16 protein-coding genes and 1 pseudogene are annotated in these 19,177 nt (G+C 70.1%); 11 read left to right on the top strand and 6 right to left on the bottom strand.

Annotation, left to right across the window (positions count from 1 at the left end; all coding sequences use genetic code 11):
• Nucleotides 1-21: 21 nt before the first annotated feature.
• Nucleotides 22-684, bottom strand: coding sequence for an SDR family oxidoreductase (locus OPF83_RS04805; protein ID WP_264886082.1), 663 nt, complete (start codon nt 682-684; stop codon nt 22-24).
• Nucleotides 685-984: 300 nt separating this feature from the next.
• Here OPF83_RS04805 and OPF83_RS04800 point away from each other — a divergent pair, with 300 nt between their 5' ends.
• Nucleotides 985-2,247 carry an Ig-like domain-containing protein gene (locus tag OPF83_RS04800; RefSeq protein ID WP_264886081.1) on the top strand — a complete coding sequence of 421 codons (1,263 nt, stop codon included), beginning with the start codon at nt 985-987 and terminating at the stop codon, nt 2,245-2,247.
• 140 nt (nt 2,248-2,387) lie between these two features.
• On the opposite strand, the gene OPF83_RS04795 is transcribed toward OPF83_RS04800, so the two are convergent.
• Nucleotides 2,388-3,863 (bottom strand): peptide MFS transporter, encoded by a 1,476-nt coding sequence (locus tag OPF83_RS04795; RefSeq protein WP_264886080.1) that lies wholly within the window; start codon nt 3,861-3,863, stop codon nt 2,388-2,390.
• Between the two features lie 237 nt (nt 3,864-4,100).
• Between OPF83_RS04795 and OPF83_RS04790 the strand changes: the two genes are divergently transcribed.
• Nucleotides 4,101-5,459: a hemolysin family protein gene (locus OPF83_RS04790; RefSeq protein ID WP_264886079.1), complete on the top strand. Its 1,359-nt coding sequence runs from the start codon at nt 4,101-4,103 to the stop codon at nt 5,457-5,459.
• Nucleotides 5,460-5,524: 65 nt separating this feature from the next.
• Nucleotides 5,525-6,652 carry a hemolysin family protein gene (locus OPF83_RS04785; protein WP_264886212.1) on the top strand — a complete coding sequence of 376 codons (1,128 nt, stop codon included), beginning with the start codon at nt 5,525-5,527 and terminating at the stop codon, nt 6,650-6,652.
• Between the two features lie 12 nt (nt 6,653-6,664).
• On the opposite strand, the gene OPF83_RS04780 is transcribed toward OPF83_RS04785, so the two are convergent.
• Both OPF83_RS04780 and OPF83_RS04775 read right to left on the bottom strand, forming a co-directional pair.
• Nucleotides 6,665-7,225, bottom strand: a complete 561-nt coding sequence (locus OPF83_RS04780) for a DUF4112 domain-containing protein (protein WP_264886078.1) — start codon at nt 7,223-7,225, stop codon at nt 6,665-6,667.
• A 97-nt stretch (nt 7,226-7,322) separates the two neighbouring features.
• A complete protein-coding gene (locus tag OPF83_RS04775) occupies nt 7,323-8,282 on the bottom strand; it encodes a dioxygenase (protein WP_264886077.1) in 960 nt (319 codons plus the stop codon).
• Between the two features lie 138 nt (nt 8,283-8,420).
• Here OPF83_RS04775 and OPF83_RS04770 point away from each other — a divergent pair, with 138 nt between their 5' ends.
• Together OPF83_RS04770 and OPF83_RS04765 are read left to right on the top strand one after the other, a co-directional pair.
• Nucleotides 8,421-10,334, top strand: a complete 1,914-nt coding sequence (locus tag OPF83_RS04770) for a penicillin-binding transpeptidase domain-containing protein (protein WP_264886076.1) — start codon at nt 8,421-8,423, stop codon at nt 10,332-10,334.
• 178 nt (nt 10,335-10,512) lie between these two features.
• Nucleotides 10,513-11,397: an SDR family NAD(P)-dependent oxidoreductase gene (locus OPF83_RS04765; RefSeq protein WP_264886075.1), complete on the top strand. Its 885-nt coding sequence runs from the start codon at nt 10,513-10,515 to the stop codon at nt 11,395-11,397.
• A gap of 36 nt (nt 11,398-11,433) precedes the next feature.
• Here the strand turns inward: OPF83_RS04765 and OPF83_RS04760 are convergent, their stop codons facing one another.
• Nucleotides 11,434-12,135 (bottom strand): LysE family translocator, encoded by a 702-nt coding sequence (locus OPF83_RS04760; RefSeq protein WP_264886074.1) that lies wholly within the window; start codon nt 12,133-12,135, stop codon nt 11,434-11,436.
• A gap of 139 nt (nt 12,136-12,274) precedes the next feature.
• Between OPF83_RS04760 and OPF83_RS17465 the strand changes: the two are divergent.
• The 3 genes and pseudogenes from OPF83_RS17465 to OPF83_RS04750 form a co-directional block, all read left to right on the top strand.
• Nucleotides 12,275-12,349: pseudogene (locus tag OPF83_RS17465) on the top strand (winged helix-turn-helix transcriptional regulator); the annotation flags it as partial.
• A 78-nt stretch (nt 12,350-12,427) separates the two neighbouring features.
• Nucleotides 12,428-12,670 carry an Lrp/AsnC ligand binding domain-containing protein gene (locus tag OPF83_RS04755; protein ID WP_375546212.1) on the top strand — a complete coding sequence of 81 codons (243 nt, stop codon included), beginning with the start codon at nt 12,428-12,430 and terminating at the stop codon, nt 12,668-12,670.
• Nucleotides 12,671-12,736: 66 nt separating this feature from the next.
• Complete coding sequence (locus OPF83_RS04750) at nt 12,737-14,557, top strand: acyl-CoA dehydrogenase (RefSeq protein WP_264886073.1); 1,821 nt, start codon at nt 12,737-12,739, stop codon at nt 14,555-14,557.
• A gap of 396 nt (nt 14,558-14,953) precedes the next feature.
• On the opposite strand, the gene OPF83_RS04745 is transcribed toward OPF83_RS04750, so the two are convergent.
• Entirely contained in the window at nt 14,954-15,658 is a 705-nt protein-coding gene (locus tag OPF83_RS04745; protein WP_264886072.1) for a fasciclin domain-containing protein, read from the bottom strand.
• A gap of 164 nt (nt 15,659-15,822) precedes the next feature.
• Here OPF83_RS04745 and OPF83_RS04740 point away from each other — a divergent pair, with 164 nt between their 5' ends.
• The 3 genes from OPF83_RS04740 (at nt 15,823) to OPF83_RS04730 (ending at nt 19,090) form a co-directional block, all read left to right on the top strand.
• A complete protein-coding gene (locus OPF83_RS04740; RefSeq protein WP_375546206.1) occupies nt 15,823-17,499 on the top strand; it encodes a molybdopterin-dependent oxidoreductase in 1,677 nt (558 codons plus the stop codon).
• Nucleotides 17,500-17,567: 68 nt separating this feature from the next.
• Nucleotides 17,568-18,191 carry an ECF RNA polymerase sigma factor SigK gene (gene sigK, locus OPF83_RS04735; protein ID WP_264886070.1) on the top strand — a complete coding sequence of 208 codons (624 nt, stop codon included), beginning with the start codon at nt 17,568-17,570 and terminating at the stop codon, nt 18,189-18,191.
• A complete protein-coding gene (locus tag OPF83_RS04730; protein ID WP_264886069.1) occupies nt 18,188-19,090 on the top strand; it encodes an anti-sigma factor in 903 nt (300 codons plus the stop codon). Before sigK ends, OPF83_RS04730 begins: the two co-directional genes overlap by 4 nt.
• The last annotated feature ends 87 nt before the right edge of the window (nt 19,091-19,177 follow it).

The raw sequence follows: 19,177 nt of genomic DNA, 5'->3' as shown, positions 1-19,177 counted from the left end.
GACCCGGCGGCTCCCGCGAGGTCACTCACGGGTCAGGGCTTCGCCGATCGGGGTGCTCCCGTCGGAGAAGTTGATGGTCCGACCGACCGTGTCGGGGCGGCGGAGCACCGCGGCGATCACCGAGGCCACCGCATCGCGACTGGTCGCCCGGTCCTCGCGCTTGTCCTCCCCCACGCCGATCGTCTCGCCACCGGGCTCATCGGTGAGGGCGCCCGGCCCGAGGATCGTCCACTTGAGTTTCGAGGCCCGCAGGTGCTCGTCTGCGGCGGCCTTGGCCTCGGCGTACGGGAAGAACGAGTTGTCCTCCGGGACACCGTGCTCGGGTCCGGCCCCGTCGTAGGAGACCATCACATAGCGCTCGACGCCCGCCTCCGCGCACGCGTCCATGGAGCGGATGGCGGCATCGCGGTCCACCGCGTACGTCCGCTCCGGATTGCCGCCTCCGGCGCCAGCGGACCAGACCACCGAGCCACTGCCACGCAGGATCTCGCGCATCTCGTCGTCGTCGAGCTTCTCCACGTCGGCCACCACCGGCGTGGCACCGACCTCACTCACGGCGTCGGAGTGCTCTGGGTTGCGGATCACGGAATACACGTCGGCCCCGGCCTCGGACAGGATCCGCGCGGCACGCAGCGCGACCTTGCCGTGGCCGCCGATGATGGTTACCGGCATTTCGATACTCATGCATCCCGTTGTACCCCGGCTCGGCCGGGAGCGCGGTCGTCTCCCCCGGAGCGCTCGTGCGGCCGCAGAGAACAGCACTCGTGCAGCCGTCAGGAACGCGCAGGTGAGAGGCGTGTCACATAATCGGGGTGTCCTCGCACGTTGCGGGTCACAAGTCCACAACGACTCACGTCCGGAGGCATTTCGGAATCGACCCCTGTCGTACCCGACAGGCATCATGTGCACATGAGCCGGTATTCACCGGCAACCCCGCTCGTTCCACCCTGTTTTGTTCCACCCTGTTCGTATTCGGAGTCACGCATGTCCCTGTCCAGGTCCGGCCATCCCGCGCGTCCTGAAGGTCTGGCCCTGACGGGGCTGTTCGCCGTCCTGGCCGCTCTCGTCCTCGTTATCTCGGGCTGCACGATTCCGACTCCCACCGGTTCCGCGAACGAGACCACCCCGGCCACCGAGACGTCGGAAGCTGCGGCTCCGGCCGAGCTGACCGTCACTCCGAAGGACGGTGCCACCGGCGTCGCCATCCGGGACGGAGTCACGGCGTCGGTCACCGACGGCACCATCACCAAGGCGGTTCTCACCAACGACGCCGGTCAGGAGATCGACGGCACCATCACCAAGGACGGCAGCGAGTGGGCGCCCGACATCCCGCTCGGGTACGGCCGGACCTACACCCTCGCCATCACCTACGAGGGCGGCACCGGTAAGCCGAAGACCGACAAGCGGTCGTTCTCCATGGCCAACCCGCAGTCCATCGTCAACGCGCGGCTCAACACGACCGGCGGCGTGGCCCTGGAGTCGAACCGCGAATACGGCGTCGGGATCGTGGTGGCGGCGCAGTTCGACCGCGCGGTGTCGGACAAGGAGGAGGCCGAGAAGTACATGAAGGTCACCACCGCGCCGGAAGTCGAGGGCAACTGGTACTGGCTCAGCGACTCCGTGGCGCACTGGCGTCCTCGCGTGTACTACGCCACCGGCACCCGGGTCCAGGTGGATCTGGACCTGGAGGGCCGCGACCTGGGCGACGGCCAGTGGGGCGGCGAGGACTCGTCCGTGAACTTCACCATCGGTGAGCGACGCGTCGCGATCGCCGACGACGCCACCAAGATGGTGACGGTCTACCACGACCAGAAGCCGGTCAAGACCATGCCCACCTCGATGGGCAAGGGCGGCTGGGCCACCTACAACGGCACCGAGATGCACTTCTGGACGCAGCCCGGCACGTACACCGTTCTCGACAAGGCGCCGTCGGTCCTCATGGACTCCTCGACCTACGGGTTGCCCCTGTCCGCCGGGTACAAGGTGACCGTGGCGGACGGCGTGCGTCTCAACAACGAGGGCATCTACTTCCATGCCCTCGAGTCGTCGATGTGGGCGCAGGGCAACACCAACACCTCACACGGCTGCCTCAACCTGTCCCCGGCGGACGCCCAGTGGTACTTCGACCAGGCCGTCACCGGCGATGTGGTGGAGGTCCGCGGCACCGGGGGTCCCGAGCTCACGGCGTGGCAGAACGGCGACTGGTCCGTGCCGTGGGATGAGTGGCAGACCGGCGGGCAGGACTAGCCCCGCGCCGCCACTGGGCCCGCGCCGCCACGCGCCCCGGAAAAGCGAGAGAATCCGCTACTCCGCCTGGAGATTCGCTACCCGCGGAAGGGTAGCGAATCCGGAGGAGGAGTAGCGGATTCCCTGGTTGGTGGGGCTGGTCAGCGCACGCCGACCATGTTCTTGCGAATCCACGGCGAAAGAAGCGCGATCACCACGGCCACGGCGATCGACGCGATCCCCAGAACGAGGAAGTAGGTGCGCTCGGCTCCGGCGTCGCTCGGGTCGTAGTAGCCGGCCAGCACGCCGGACAGGGCGCTGCCGATCGACACGGTGAGGAAGAACAGCGCAAGCATCTGCGTCTTGAACGCCTCCGGCGCGAGCTTGGTCGCGAGCGACTGCCCGACCGGCGAGAGCAACAGTTCGGCCATCGTGAACAGGAACAGGATGCCGACGATCCCCAGGATCGGGGTGGACTCGTGTCCGGCGAACAGCATGAAGATCATCGCGGCGATGCCCATGATGAGGTTGGACAGCGCGAACTTCATGGGTGTCGACGGCTGGCGGTCGCCGAGCTTGACCCACATAGTGGCGAACACGGCGGCGAAGATGATGATGAACAGCGGGTTGATCGACTGCACCCAGCTGGCCGGCACCTCCCAACCTCCGATGTTGCGGTCCAGACGCTGGTCGGAGTAGATGGCGATCACGGTGAACTGCTGCTGGAACAGGGCCCAGAACATCACCGAGGCGACGAACATCGGGATGAACGAGATCACCCGGCGGCGCTCGTCGGCCTGCGTCTTGCGGCTACCGATGAGCAGGGCGAACAGGGCCACGGCGCCGATCACGGCGATCGCGGTGACGATGTTGGCGAGCGACTCGAGCGGGATGAGTCCGGTGGCGATGGCCGCGGCGACCAGGATGCCGACGACGAGCCCGCCGCCCAGGTAGCGGACCCGTTGGGGACGGGGCAGCGGATCGGGGACGTCCACGCCGACGCCCTTCAGGGTGGAGCCCCGCATGATGATGTACTGGACCAGGCCGATCGCCATGCCCACGGCGGCCGCGCCGAAGCCCCAGTGGAATCCGTGCGTGTCCCACAGTGCCCCTGTGATCAGCGGTCCGAGCAGCCCACCGATGTTCACGGCCATGTAATAGATCGAGAACGCGGCATCGCGTCGGTCGTCGGTGCGCTGGTACATGTCACCGACGACGGTCGAGGTGGTGGCCTTGAGAGTGCCGGCACCCACGGCGACCAGCACCAGGCCGATGCCGAGCCCGAGGGCTCCGGGGACCAGGGCCAGGGAGGTGTGACCCAGCATGATCATGATGGCGGCACCGAACAGGGTGCGTTCGGCGCCGAAGAGGCGATCGGAGACCCAGGCGCCGAGGATCGCGGAGGCGTAGACCAGTCCGCCGTACGCGCCGACGATCGAGGTGGCGATCTGCTCGGAGTAGCCGAGGCCACCCTCACCGACCGAGTAGTAGATGTAATAGGCCAGCAGGCCCTGCATGCCGTAGAAGCTGAATCGCTCCCACAGTTCGATACCCGACAGGTTTGCCAGGCCGAGTGGATGGCCGAAGAACCTGCGGTCCTTGTCGGCGAGAGCCACTTCGGGATTCTGAGCGGTCATGTCAGATAGTGATACTCCTGGACCGAACCTGTGACAAACCCGTGACAGTCGCCACGCGCGGGCGGGGGCGGGGGGCGGGGGCGGGTCGACAATCCCCGGTCTTCACGGGAGAATACTGGCAACCAGCTCGGGCACCCGGCCCGGGCGTACCTACATTTGCGCAGGAGCACCTCCAGTGAGCCGAGCCGACACACCGGCCCGATCTAGCCGCCCCCTTCACGGAAGGGGGCACACCGGATGAGCATCGCGCTCTCACTACTTGTCGGCGTCGTCGTGATCTTGGCGATCACCGCGCTCACGGGCTACTTCGTGGCCCAGGAATTCGCGTTCATGGCGGTCGACCGCTCCCGCATGAGCGCCGCCGCCGAGAAGGGCGACCACGCCGCTGAGCGGGTCCTCGGGGTCACCCGACGCACCTCCTTCATGCTGTCGGGCGCGCAGCTCGGGATCACCGTCACCACCCTGGTCGTCGGTTACGTCGCCGAGCCGCTGGTGGGCCGGGCTATCGGCGAGCTCCTCGGCCTGGCCTCGGTCCCGCAGGGGGTCGGCATCGCCGTGGGTACGGTCGTCGCCCTGCTGTTCTCGACCGTCGTGCAGATGATCTTCGGCGAGCTGGTCCCCAAGAACCTGGCCATCGCCAGGCCGGAGCCCGTGGCCCGCTGGTTGGCCCGCTCCACCACCATCTATCTCGCCGTGTTCGGCTGGATCATCGGCCTGTTCGACAAGGCCGCCGCGCTGCTGCTCAAGGCTGTCGGGATCGAGCCGGTCCACGACAAGGAGCACTCGGCCAACGCCAGGGACCTCGAGCACATCGTCGCCGAGTCCGGTGAGGCCGGCGAGCTCTCCCCGGAGCTCAGCCGCCTGCTCGACCGCATGCTCGACTTCCCCGGTCAGCCCGCCGAGCACGCGATGGTCCCGCGCTCGCGGACCGACGTGGTGCGTGGCGACGACACGGTGCGCGACGTCCTGAGCCGGATGGCGACCGGCCACACCCGCTACCCGGTGGTCGGTGCGGATTCCGACGACGTGATCGGTGTGGTGGACCTCCACGACCTGCTGACCGTGAGCGACGGTCCGGACACCGACCTCATCGAGGTCTCCTCACTGATGCGGGCCCCGATCGTGGTGCCCACCTCCCTCCCGCTCCCCGAGGTCGCCCACCGACTGTCCCGGGCCGACTCGGAGATGGCGGTCGTGGTGGACGAGTACGGCGGGTTCGCCGGGGTCGTGACCATGGAGGACATGGCAGAGGAGATCGTCGGCGAGATCGTCGACGAGCACGACCCGCAGGCCGCGGCCGAGATCCCCCAGCGCGAGGGCGACGGCTGGGTCCTGATCGGCGAGACGCATCTCGACGAGGTCGAGCGACTGCTCGACATCACGCTCCCCGACGTGGACGCCGAGACCATCGGTGGTCTCGTGATCGCCACGTCCGGTGACCTGCCCGAGGTCGGCGACCGTATCGACATCGATCTCCCGGACACCGATGTCTTCGAGGAGTTCTCCAAGGCCCGGATCCTGCGCACCGAGGTGCGTGAGATCGAACGTCGGGTCCCCGCCCGCCTGTACGTCGCGGTCGAGGAGGCCACCCGATGACGACGATGACGACGACACCGGCGATCACAACTCAGATCCTCGCCGCGGACGCCCCGTCCGGCCTCATGTCCAACCCGATCTTCGTGGTGGCCGCGACGGTCCTGCTGATCGCTGCCTCCGCCTTCTTCGTGGCGGTGGAGTTCTCGCTCATCTCCGCCCGCCGGCACCGGCTCGAGGACGCGGCGGCCACGAGCGTCGCCGCCCGCGCCGCCCTGCGCAACGCCTCCGACCTCACCCTGCTCCTGGCGGGTGCCCAGCTCGGCATCACCCTGTGTGCGCTCGCGCTCGGTTCTGTGACCAAGCCGGCCCTGCACCACGGGTTGACCCCGCTGCTGGAGGGTGTGGGCCTGCCACTGTGGATCGCCGACGTGATCGCGTTCGTCCTCGCGCTGATCATCGTCACGTTCCTGCACCTCGTGGTGGGCGAGATGGCCCCCAAGTCGTGGTCCATCACCCACCCCGAGTACTCGGCCACGATCCTGGCGTTGCCGATGCGCGGCTTCCTGTGGATCACCCGTCCGCTGCTGCTGCTGCTCAACAACACCGCCAACGCGATCCTCCACAAGCTGGGCGTGGAGAGCCGCGACGAGGTGTCGGCCGGTCAGGATGCAGACTCACTGCGCGAGCTGGTCCGGCACTCCGGCGAGGCCGGCACGCTCGATGACACCCGCCAGCACCAGTTGCTCAGCGCGCTCGAGCTCCAGGAACTCACCGTCGGTGACCTGCTCGGCGAGCGTGAGGAGAACCTGCCCGCCACGGAGCTGGAGATGTCGTCGGTCGACGTGGACGCCAGCCCGGAGCAGATCCGCGAGACCGCCCGTCGCACGGGCCATCTCCGACTGCTCGTCATGGACGGGGATACCGCGGTCGGCGTGGTGCACGCACGCGACTCGATCGGTGCCGACACAGGGGGCACCGACACAGCGGGCGCCACAGCCCGCCAGCTCATGCGCCCGAGCCTGTCCCTGGAACACGATCTGTCCGTCTCCGAGGCGTTCCGCCGGATGCGCGAGGCGAGGGCACACCTCGTCGTCGTCGAACAATCCGGACAGCACCCCGGCACCCACCGCTCCGAGGTGCGCGGCGTCGTGACCCTCGACGACGTGGTCCGGCGGCTCCTCCCCGCCACGGCCGGCCAGCGCGCTGGTCAGGGCGCCGAGCGCGGCGCAGCTGGCGAGGGCAGCGCGGGCTAGAACTTACGCAGGCTAGAACAGCCCGATCAGGGCGAGCAGGCCCCACACGGCCAGGCCCGCCAGACCGAGCAGGGCGAGCAACATCAGCGCCACCGCGCCGGCCGCACGGACGAGGTAGCCGCGCGCGGTGGTGTCGACGGTCCTGCCCTCGGCGATCGCCCGGTTGACCAGCCGCAGGTTCTTGGACGTGGCCTTGTGCGCCGCGTCAGCCACGTCGCCGACGAACGGGATCACGCCCAGGAACGCGTCGACCAGGTAGTTCCAGCCGATGCGGAACAGGATCCGGACCGGCACCCGATTGCGCACGGCCTCCACCAGCACGATCCCCGCCACGACCGTGGCCACCGCGTCGCCGACGCCGGGGATGACACCGATCACCGGGTCCACACCGACGCGGTAGCGCGTGCCGGGGACGCGGACGAGGTCGTCCAGCACGCGCGCCAGGCCGGCGGTCAGGGGCGAACCGCCGGTGCGGTCGACGGGCACGGGGGCCGCGGGTGGCGGGCCGGGCGTCGGGGCGGACTTTGGGGCGGACGTGGGGTCGGGCATCGGATCGGGGCGGGTGCCGGTCATATCGGACGAGAGTACGGGCCGTGACGGGGCGCGCCAGCGGGATACGCCACCGGGGAACCCATCGGGACACGCCACCGGCGCTCCTCCGCGGCCTGCCTCAGTCCGCGGGGAGCCGGGCACCCATCGGGCCACCGCCAGGACCACCGCCGGGCCCGCCTGCTCCTCCGCTCGCCGCGTTCTCCTCCGCCGACGCCACGCCGATCGTGATGTCGAGCGAGTACCCGGCCCGCGGGTCGCCGGTGACGGTGGGCAGCTGCGCGTCCCAGCCGTCGCTGAAGATGCCGTCGGTCTCCAAACTCACCCGCGCGAGGTTGGTGACCGAGGCCGAGTACCCGGAGTCCGCCGCGTAGACCGCCTCGGACGCGTCCTGCGGCAGCGCGATCTGCGAGGTCAGCCGGGCGTTCTCCCCGGCGACCGCGGCGGCGAGCGTGTCGTACACCTCGAAGTGGAGATGCGGCCAGCGCCCCGCGTAGCAGCCCGGGAAGATCGAGGTGAACGTCACGCGCCCCTCGGCGTCCGCCGTCTGGACCCCGCGCAGGTAGTTCTGGTCCGTCACGCCGTCGCTGTAGAGCGAGTACCGACCCTCCCGGTCGCACTGCCACAGGTACACGGCCATGCCGGCGCCCGGCGCACACGCTTGCGTGAGGTCCTGCAGGCTCATGGTCACGGTCATGGGCACTCCCTCGGCGGTGCCGCTCATGGTGCCGAAGCTCGTGGTGATATCGCTGCGGTGGACACCGGATTCGACCAGGACGTTGGGGCCGTTGGAGCCGTCGCCCGGGTAGGGGCCGGCGGTCTCACCGGGAGCGGCGGCGACGCAGTCGGCGGCACCGGTCGCGGCGCCGGTGGACGCCGTCGTACTCCCGGCGGCCGCGGTCGTCGCCGTCGTCGCCGTCGAGCCGGTCTCCGTGGCAGCGCAGCCCGCCAACCCGAGCGTCGCCAGTCCGGCCGCGCCGAACAGTCCCCTCAGGGCGCTGCGTCGCGACAGGACGGCCATGTCGTGGCGCAGGCCGAGGTCGTGTTCATGCTGGTCGGAGTGGTCGTAGTGGCGCGTCATGACAGTCCTTCTCTTTGGCGATGACCTGACGGTAGCGCCGCTTCCCGTACGCCGGCTGGAGGTCTCCTGTGAAGTTACTGGATGCCCTCGGCCGCGATCCCGGCAGCGGCGGCTGACAGATTCTGGTTTCGTGGAGTGATGACGCTCTCGACCGCCCGTCCGCACACACGTCACCGGACCCGCCCCGCCGCCGGCTTCGCGGCTGCCGCCCTCGCCGTCGTCATGGTGGGTTCCGGCTGCGCGGCGCTGACCGGCGACACCGGCGCGGACGAGTTGCAGGAGTTCCTCTCCGTCCTCGAGCGCGGCGACCTCGCCGGGGCGGCGGCTCTGACCACCGACCCGGTGGCCGCGGAGGAAGCGCTCACCGCGAGCGTCGCCGGCATGGGTTACCCCGCGCTGTCGGCCGACACCCCCGACGGCGACCGGCGCCCCGACCGCGACCCCGTGGCCGTGGAGTTCACGTGGGACCTGGGGGACGGTGCCGACGACGGTGCCGAGGGTGACGACGACGAGGCCACCCCCAGCCCCACGGACACCGGCGGCGAGGCCGGATCTCGTTCGGTGACCACCTCGGGACAGGCGGGCACCGTCAAGGTGGACGACCAGTGGAAGGTGCAGTGGGAGCCCACGATCCTGGATTCCCGTCTCGTCGCGGGCGGGTACCTGGAGTACGCCGAACTGATGGACTACGACACCGACGTCCTCGACCGCACGGGCGCGCCGCTCATGCAGTGGACCCCGGTCACGGCCGTGACGCTCGCCCCGGACGCCGCCGCGAGCGCGGACGCGGTGGCGCAGCTCGTGAGCAGCGCGGCGCCGACGATCACCGGGCAGTCGATCCGCGACGGTATGGCCGAGGCAGGCGACCAGCCGTACCAGGTGGTGGGGCTGCGGCCGAGCGATATCGACCCGATCCGAGAGCAGCTGGCCGCCGTGCCGGGGGTGACGCTGGCCGAGCGGGGCGATCTCATCCGCACCGACCGCGAGTTGAGCTCGCCGGCGCTGACCGGTCTGCCCAACGCGTGGCTCGAGGCGCTACAGGCTTCCGGCGGCTGGTCGGTGGACATCATCAACCCGGATGCCGAGCCGATCGAGCTGGGCGGGGCGCCGGCGGGAGAGGTGGACGATCTGACCTCCACGCTGCAGATCTCGATGCAGCAGGCCGCGCAGTCCGCGGTGGACGGCTCTGGTCAGGCCGCCTCGATCGTCGCGATCCAGCCGTCGACCGGTGGCATCCTCGCGGTGGCGCAGAACTCAGCCGCTGATCAGCAGGGGCCGGTCTCGTTGGAGGGTCGCTTCCCGCCCGGATCTACGTTCAAGGTGGTCACCACGGGCGCCGCTCTCGAGTCCGGGGTGGTGGGTCCGGAGGAGATCGTGCCGTGCCCGGCGCAGATCACCGTCTCGGGCCGCACGATCCCCAACGACGACGACTTCGCGCTAGGCGACGTTCCTCTGGAGACTGCGTTCGCGCGTTCGTGCAACACCAGCCAGGCGGTGATCAGCGACCGGCTCGAGCCGGAGGCGATGAAGATCACCGCCGCGCAGCTGGGTCTGGGCGTGGGTTTCACTGTCCCGGGCCTGAACACCTACACCGGCTCCGTGCCCGTGCCCGAGCGTGGCCCGGGCCGGGTGGAGGCGGCGATCGGGCAGGGCGAGGTGCTGGCCAGCCCGTTCGGCATGGCCGTGATGACCGCGTCGCTGGCCAACAACGGCCGGATGATCCTGCCGGAGCTCATCTCCGGGATGCCGGCGGTGGCCAACGATTCGCCGGAGCCCCTGCCGCGAGGCGTCGTCGACACCCTCCGGCGCTACATGGTGCAGACAGTGCAGACCGGCACGGCCACGGCCGCCAACTCGGTGCCGGGTCTCGGTGGCAAGACCGGAACCGCAGAGGTCGGCAACGGGCCGTCCCACGGCTGGTTCGTGGGCTCGACCGGCGACATCGCGGTGGCGGTGCTCATCGAGGGCGCGGATTCCTCCGGTCCGGCGGTGTCGATGGCGGCGAACTTCCTCACCTCCGCCGGCCAGCCGGCCCCGCTGGCCGCCGGCTGAGCGCGGGTCAGATTCTGGGATTCACCAGCGTGCGACGCGCCGAATCAGATCTTGCTGATGAGGCTCACAATTGGTGCGGCGGGCGGCGTCTCTCTCGCTGCGCGGCGTCGCCGGGTCGGGCAGGGGTGAGCCGCGCGCAGTCAGTGGGCCGAGCGACGGGAAGGGGTAGTTTCGGCTCATGCGCCTGAGCGACCTGCCCCTCCCCGATGCCGCGGCCCGCCGCCTGTCCCGACTGCCTTTCGTGTCGACCCCGTCCCCCGCCGACACCAACCGGCGGGTGCTGATCACCGGCGGCGCCTCGGGCTTGGGCCTGGCGCTGGCCACAGCGTTCCTCGAGCGCGGCGACCGAGTGATGATCGCCGACCTGGCGCCCTCCGACTCCCGGCCCGCGTCCATCCCCGAGGACGCCCGCTACCTGCGACTGGACGTGCGCTCGGAGGACGAGTGGCAGGCCGCGCGAGACGAGATCGATGTGATCTGGGGCGGCCTCGACGTGCTGGTGAACAACGCCGGGATCGCGCAGGGCGGCCGGATCGAGATGCTCACCGAGGACGACTGGCGCCTCATCACCGACATCAATCTGCTCGGCGTGGCCCGCGGCTGCCGCACCTTCGTGCCGATGCTCAAGAAGCAGGGCCGCGGCCGCGTGGTCAACACCGCCTCGCTCGCCGGGCTGGTGCATCCGCCCACGATGAGCTCGTACACCGCGGTCAAGGCGGCCGTCGTGGCGATCTCGGAGAGCCTGCGCTGGGAGCTCGAGCCGTTCGGCGTGGACGTCTCGGTGATCTGCCCGTCCTTCTTCCGCACCAACCTGGCCTCGAGCCTCAACTCCTCCGACCCCGCCGCCGCCGGGTTCGCCTCCAAACTCATCACCCGCGCGAAGCTCGACGCCGACCAGATCGCCGCTGAGGTCATGCTCGCGCTCGACGCGGGCGAATTCCTCATCCTCCCCGACCCCGACGCCCGCAAGAACTACCGCGGCAAGCGTCTGCTCCCGGCGGTCTACTCCAAGACGATGCTCGACATGGGCCGCAAGTTCGCGGCCGCAACCGGCAAACACTGACGCGAACGGCGCCTGCGCACGCCCGGGCCCATGCCGTCACGTCCAGCCGGCCAACTGGCGCAACAGCAGAACCGCGGCCACGACCGTGAGCGCCACGCCGGACAGCCGGGTCACGGTCGCCGCCGCGGACGGCCGCCCGCTCAGGTACCGGGCGGCCAGCAGCCCGACGGTGAAGTAGACCACCGCGCAGCCGGCCAGATGCACCGAGCCCAGGACCACCATCTGGGCCGGCATCGGCAGGGCCGCATCCGGCGCGGCGAACGGAGGCAGCAGCGCTCCGAGCAGCAGGATCACCTTGGGATTGAGCAGACTCACGCCCACGCCGCGCGCGAACTGCCCGCCGCTGGAGGTGGAGCCGGCAGCGGGGGCCGCACCGGTGTGAGTGCCTGCGACTCCGACCATTCCCGGCGCGCCGGGGTCGAGCCCGCGATCGAGAACACCGCCGCCCAACTCGCTCCGGCCCGGCTCACGCAGCATCCCGATGCCCAGCCAACCGATGTAGAGCGCGCCGACCACCGTGAGCACACCCAGGATCATCGGGTCCCCGGTGAGCAGGAGGCCCAGGCCGGCGGCCACCACGATTGTCGCCGCCAGGTGCCCGGACAGCATGCCACTGATCGCGGGCACCACGGAGCGGTTCCGCAGGCCGGAGGAGATCGCGTACGCCCAGTCCGCCCCGGGCGTCAGCACGAACAGCATGGACACCGCCCAGAACGCGGCGACAGAGGTGAGTGGCATGACTGAAATGCTATGAGCGTTCTTGCGAAAAGTGCTCCCGAGTTACTCGCCGAATAGTCCGTTCTGCGGGAGAATATTCCGCATGGATCGCATCGATCAAAATATTCTCCTGGCACTCTAGGCGCGGGGCCGGCTCTCGCTCGCCGAGATCGCCGACCGGGTGCGGCTGAGCGTGTCGTCGTCGCACCGGAGGCTCCGCGCGCTGGAGAGCTCCGGCGCGATCACCGGGTACCGAGCGGTGATCGACCCGTCGGCGGTGGGGCTCGACTTCGAGGCCCTCGTCTTTGTGACCATGCGCTCGGGAGAAAAGGCCACGCTCACAGCGTTCGAGGAGGGCGTGGTAGAGCTGCAGGACGTCGTCTCGGCGCAGCGGCTGTTCGGCGAGCCCGACTACCTGCTGCGGATTCTCGTGGCCGACCTCGCCGCGTTTCAGAAGCTCTACGACGAGCACCTGGCCGGCCTGCCCGGGGTCGGGAACCTGCGCTCGACGCTGGTGATGCGCACGGTCGTCGAGGACCGTGGCGTGCCGCTCTGAGCGGGGGTCCGGAGAGCATCATCGGGTGCGCCTGCGACCACGCCCGCCCCACGTATTCTGCAGGGCATGAGCCCCTCGAACCTGATGTCCCGCGCCGACCTCGACTTCCTCCTCCACGACTGGCTGCGGGTATCCGAGCTGACCGGGCGCGAGCGCTACGCGGACCACTCGCGGGAGACGATCGACGCAGTGCTGGACCTGTCGGCCGAGCTCGCCGAGAAGTACTTCGCGCCGCACAATCGGGCCTCCGACCTCACCGAACCCAAGCTCGTCGGCGAGAACGTCGAGCTCATCCCCGAGATCGGCGAGGCGCTGCGCCGGTTCGCCGACGCCGACCTCGTGGGCGCCGCCATGGACGCCGAGGTGGGCGGCATGCAACTGCCGTACACCGCGTACCTCGCGTGCATGGCCTGGTTCTACGCGGCCAACATCGGCACCGCCGGCTACCCACTGCTCACCACCGGCAACGCCAACCTCCTGCTCACCCACGGCAGCCCCGAGCAGATCGACCGGTACGTCCGGCCAATGCTCACCGGCCGCTTCACCGGCACCATGTGCTTGTCCGAGCCGCAGGCCGGTTCCAACCTGGCGGATATCACCACGCGCGCCGAGCCGCAGCCCGACGGCACCTACCGCCTGTTCGGGCAGAAGATGTGGATCTCCGCCGGCGAGCACCAGATTGCCGAGAACATCGTCCATCTCGTGCTGGCCAAGGTCCCCGGCTCACCGGCCGGCACCCGCGGGATCAGCCTGTTCATCGTGCCGAAATACCTGGTGAACGCGGACGGCTCGCTGGGTGAGCGCAACGACGTCGTCGTCACCGGTCTCAACCACAAGATGGGCTTCCGCGGCACGGTCAACACCGCCCCCACCCTGGGCCAGGGCCTCCACACGCCCGGCGGGGAGGCGGGCGCGGTCGGGTACCTCGTGGGCGAGGAGAACACGGGCCTGAAGAAGATGTTCACGATGATGAACGAGGCACGCCTCGGCGTGGGACTGGGTGCCACCGCGCTCGGCTACACCGGCTACCTCAAGTCGCTCGACTATGCGCGCAGCCGCCCCCAGGGTCGGCCTGCGGGCGCGGACCCTGCGTCACCGCAGGTCATGCTCATCGGGCACGCGGACGTGCGGAGGATGTTGCTCGCCCAGAAGTCCTATGTGGAGGGCGCGCTGGCGCTCGGTCTGTACTGCGCGAGGCTTGTCGACGACGAGAAATCCGGCAGCCCGGACGAGGCCGCTGCCGCCAAGGCCGTCTTGGACGTGCTCACCCCGATCGCCAAATCGTGGCCGTCGCAGTGGTGCCTCAAGGCCAACGACCTGGCTATCCAGGTGCTCGGCGGGGCCGGATACACGATCGACTACGACGTGGAACAGCACTACCGCGACAACCGTCTCAACCCGATCCACGAGGGCACCCACGGGATCCAAGGACAGGACCTGCTGGGCCGCAAGATGCTCGCGGGAGGCGGGGCCGGTCTGACCGCGTTGACCGGGCGCATCACCGACACGTGCGACCGCGCTGCGGAGGCCGGCGGGGAAGCAGCGGAGCTGGCGGAGTTGCTGCGGCCGCGAGTCACCCGGCTCATCGAGGTCACCACCGCCCTGGCCGGGATCGGGGCAAGCGACCCGGAGGCGTTCCTCGCCGATGCCACCGAATACCTCGAGGCCACGGGGCACGTCGTGATCGCGTGGATCTGGCTCGAGCAGGTGCTGGCGCTGGGCCCCCGGCTGCGCGGGGCGGTCGACGGGTCCGACGCCTTCGCCGCCGGCAAGCTCGCCGCCGCCCGCTACTTCCTGCGACGCGAGCTGCCGATCGTCGACGCGAAGTTCGACCTGCTGGCCTCCGGCGACCGCACGACGCTCGACATGCGCGACGACTGGTTCTAACGGGCCTGACCGACTGTTCCCGCTCGCATCCCCGCCCGCACCGTTGCCCTCAACCTCGCCCCCCGCCCTCGCCCGGGACCGCATGGCCGCTGTCCGGGCGAATCCGGTCCCTCGACACGCAGAAATCCCATCTGATCCCACGACGCCTATCGGATTCACCAAGACCGTGCGTGCTCCATGGGTTTAGCGCAATCAGATAGGCGTCGTGGGATCCGATAGGTGCTCTCGCCCCAGCCTCCTGAGCCGGCCGACGAGCGGAATCGCCTCCGAGCACTGCGAAGATTCCGCCGGAGAACGCACATAAGCCCCTGACCTGCGGTGCCCTGCAAGGGTAGAGCAGGGCACCCCAGGTCAGAGGGATATCGGGCCGGTCGGGCGCGGGTCCGGCTCAGGCGCTCACTCCTCGGGAACCAGTACCTCGTCGATGAGGTAAACGGTGGCGTTGGCGGTCTCGACACCGCCGCAGATGACGTTCGCGCCGTTGACCTTCAGTTCGTCGCCCGAACCGGTCACGTCGACGTCAGCACCGTTGAGGGTCGTCTGCATGCCCTCCACCTCGTCAGGCGTCAACTGACCCTCCACGACGTGGTAGGTGAGGATGTCGGTGAGCAGAGTCGGATCGGTCTTGAGCTGGTCCATGGTCGCTGCGTCGACCTTCGCGAATGCGTCATCGACAGGAGCGAAGACAGTGAACTCTCCACCGTTGAGCGTGTCGACCAGGTCGACTTCCGGGTTCACGCCGCCGGAAACGGCCTGCGTGAGCGTGGTGAGAAGGGGGTTGTTCGACGCTGCGGTGGCGACCGGCTCCGCCGCCATGCCGTCGACCGAGCCGGGTCCGTCCGGGTTGGCCTCTGCGTAGTCAGCGCAGCCGGGGCCGACGAGCGCCGCGGGCTCCGCGTCGGTGGCGGTGGCCGAGCTCTCCGTCTCACCGGTCATGTCCTCGGACATCTCCGCAGTGGTCATCTCGGACGAGGAGCCCATGGCATCGGACGAGCCGGAGTCGGTCGCGCTGTCGTCGGTGGAGCAGCCGGCCAGGACGAGCCCGCCCACTGCGGCGGCTGCGGCGACGGAGGCGATCCGCCGGGTGATCGTGGTGCGCATGATGGTGTCCTCTCGGTGGAGCCCTGATCGCCGGTCGACGATCTGCGGTGAGCTCTACGTGTGCTGGGTCACCGGTGGTTCGGCACTGCAAACGGCCCGGATGGGTGAAGGGCAGAACTTTTCCCGACACCGGTCCGCCGGCGCCCCCGCTCCGAACTCCTCATATGAACAGCAGGGAACACAGACAGCCGTCCCGGCCAGGCGGGCGAGCAGGTCTCCGACAGCCGTCCCGGCCGGGCGAGCGAGCAGGCGACCGGGCGATCGCGGCGCCCCGAGCACTGTCGGGAGTGCTCGCAGTAGGCATTTCCCTGTCGATCGGGCACGCCGTCGCCGCGGCCGTCGACAGCTCCAGTTCCCCGTTCCTCGCGGTAGCCGACTCGGTCGTGGACCACGCCCCCGCGCCTGTCCGCGAGCTGACCATCGACCTCCTCGGCACCGCTGACAAGCCCGCCCTGCTGATCGGACTATCACTGATCCTCGCCGTGGCCGGAGCCGTTGCGGGACTGCTCGAACGACCACGACGTCCGGTCGGTTCGGTGATCCTCGGGGCGTTCGGCCTCCTGGGAGCGCTCGCGGCAGTCGCCCGCCCGGGCGGTGGCCTGATCTGGGCGCTGCCCACCCTGCTCGGCGCAGCTGTCGGGATCACGACGCTCCGCCTGATGGCCGAGGCGCTGTTACCGCAGGCCCCGGCGCCGACGCAGTCAGGCACTGCAACCACGCACAACAGCCCTGCCTCCGAGCAGACCGGCCACACGCAGACCAGCCCCGACCGCCGCCGCTTCCTCGTCCTGGCCGGGTCGGCCGTCACGGTGATCGCCGCCGCGGGCACCGCCGGCCTCACCCTGAGCCGACGAGCCGCGGACGTGATGGTCGAACGAACCGGCCTGCGCCTGCCTGGGGTCCTCGCCCGCAACAGCGCTCCCGCCGTCCCCGCCGACATCGTTCCCGACGCACCGGGCGTGACGCCGTTCCTCACCGGGAATGCCGAGTTCTACCGCATCGACACAGCACTACGGGTCCCCGCGCTCACCACCGGCGAGTGGCGCCTGCGGATCCACGGGATGGTCGAGCGGGAGATCGAACTCGACTGGGACGCCCTCGTCACCCGCGAGGCCCTCGAGCGGATCGTCACCCTCACCTGCGTGTCCAACGAGGTGGGTGGCGACCTGGCGGGCACCGCCGCGTGGACGGGCTTCCCGATCGCCGACCTGCTCGCCGAGGCCGGGCCACTGCCGGACGCCGACATGCTGCTGTCCACTTCGGTGGACGGCTGGACCGCCGGCACCCCGCTGGCCGAACTCACCGACGGTCGCGACGCACTCCTGGCCGTGGGAATGAACGGCCAACCCCTGCCACTGGAACACGGCTACCCCGTCCGCCAGGTCGTCCCCGGCCTGTACGGGTACGTCTCCGCCACGAAATGGGTCGTGGACTGGGAGGTCACCCGATTCGACCACGCGAGCGCCTATTGGACCGATCGCGGGTGGTCCGAGCGCGGCCCGATCCGCACTGCGAGTCGGATCGACCGACCTGCCCCGCTGGCGGAGGTGCGGGCGGGCCTCGTCGTCGTCGCCGGAACGTCCTGGGCGCAGCACCGCGGCATCACCCGCGTCGAGGTGCGCGTCGACGACGGCGCGTGGCGCGACGCGCGCCTGTCCACCGCCTACTCGGCGGACACCTGGCGCATGTGGTCCTTCGACTGGTCGGCCGAACCCGGCCTGCACACCCTGTACGTCCGAGCCACCGACGGCCGCGGCGAGGTACAGACGCAGGAGCGGCGACCCCCTGTCCCCGACGGCGCCACCGGGTGGCACAGTCGCACGTTCCGGGTGGTGCCGTGACCACAGTGCTCGGCCGCCGGCGCGGCGCACCGGAGGCGATCGACCCGCGCGGCACTACACTGACGCCCGTGCCCGACTCTTCCACCCCGCCGCAGGGCGCCCCGCCGCAGGGCGAATCACCAAAGTCCGACCCGGTGCGCCTGCTGGAACTCTCGGCCGGCGGCGACACGGATGCGTTCGCCCGCTTCTACGACCTGCTCGCGCCGCGCGTGTACGGTCTCGCACTGCGCATCCTCCGCGACGAGGGCTTTGCGGAGGAGACCGTGCAGGAAGTGTTCCTCCAGGTCTGGAAGCAGGCACGGGACTACCGTCCGTCGCTCGGTTCGGTGCAGGCGTGGATCCTCACCATCACCCACCGCCGGGCGGTGGACCGCGTGCGGTCGGAGGTGTCCGCCGCGCGGCGCGACATCGCCGACGCCACCGCGGGTGCCGCCACCGGCGCCGTGGGATCGTCGGACGTAGCGGAGCAGGTCACCGATCGCCTCACGCGTGACCAGGACGCCGAGCGGGTCCGCGGCTGTCTGGACGAGCTCACCGACACTCAGCGAGAGTCGATCGAGATGGCCTACTTCACCGGGCTGACCTACCGTGAGGTCGCCGACCGCCTCGGCGCGGCGCTCCCCACCGTCAAGTCCCGCATCCGTGACGGCTTACGGCGCCTGAAGGGCTGCCTGGGAGGTGTACTCGCGTGAGCGCCCAGCACCACGACCATCCCGAGACGCCGGGCGGCATCAGCCCGGCCGATCTCGACCTGTACGCGCTCGACGCGCTGCCCCCGGAGGAGGTCGACGCCCTCGAGGACCTGATGTTCAGCGCTTCGCCGGAGCAGCAGGCGTCGATGCGGGCACACGTCGTCTCGACGTGGGAGGTGGCCGCTGACCTGGTGGCCGGCGCGGACCTCGACGCCGCTCCCCCGCCGGCGCTGCGCTCCCGTGTCCTCGAGGAGGTGGCCGCCCAGGCGCGGTCGCGCCGCGCCGGAGGACGACAAGAGGACGACGACGACACCACGCTCGACCCGTCACCCGGCGCACCGCCCGGGCACGGGGATTCTGAGAAGTCGGACAGCCCGGTCGTCGACCTCGCCCCGGTACGCGAGCGCCGCCGGCCCCGCGGATGGGCGGCTGCCGGGGCCGTGGCCGCCGCGGTCCTGCTGGTCCTGGCCGGTGTGACGATCGGTCGGCTCACCGGCGGCGACGCCGGGCCAGCAGGTACTCCCACGGCCGGCCCGTCCGCGGGCGCGATGCCCGAGAACGTATCGACCCTGCTCGCCGCCGATGACCTGGAGATCATCCGTGGGGAATTGGGCACGGCCGGGCAGGTCACCGTGTTGGCCTCCAGGTCGGAGGACACGGCCGTGTTCACGATGGCCGGCGTGCCCGAGCCGGATCCGGGTCGCGCCTATCAACTGTGGCTGATGGGCGACCACGAGCCGATCCCCGCCGGGACCATGGAGGCTGGGGAGATGGGCCCGTCGCCGGCGGCGATGATCCGGGACATCAGCGGGTCCACCCAGATCGGCCTCACTGATGAGCCGGCCGGCGGCTCGCCCGCGCCGACCGGGGAGGTCATGCTAGCGCTCGACCTGGACTGACTGCTGACCACCGACCGCGGATCGCGGATCGCGGATCGCGGATCGCGGATTTTCGACCGCGCGCCCACCCCCCGGCGACAGAAGCCG

The sequence above is a fragment of the Dietzia sp. NCCP-2495 genome, from assembly GCF_026011735.1.
In the GTDB taxonomy this organism is placed as follows: Bacteria; Actinomycetota; Actinomycetes; order Mycobacteriales; family Mycobacteriaceae; genus Dietzia.
The sequence above is the reverse complement of the archived record's forward strand: the minus strand, read 5'-3'. Positions and strand labels throughout refer to the sequence as shown.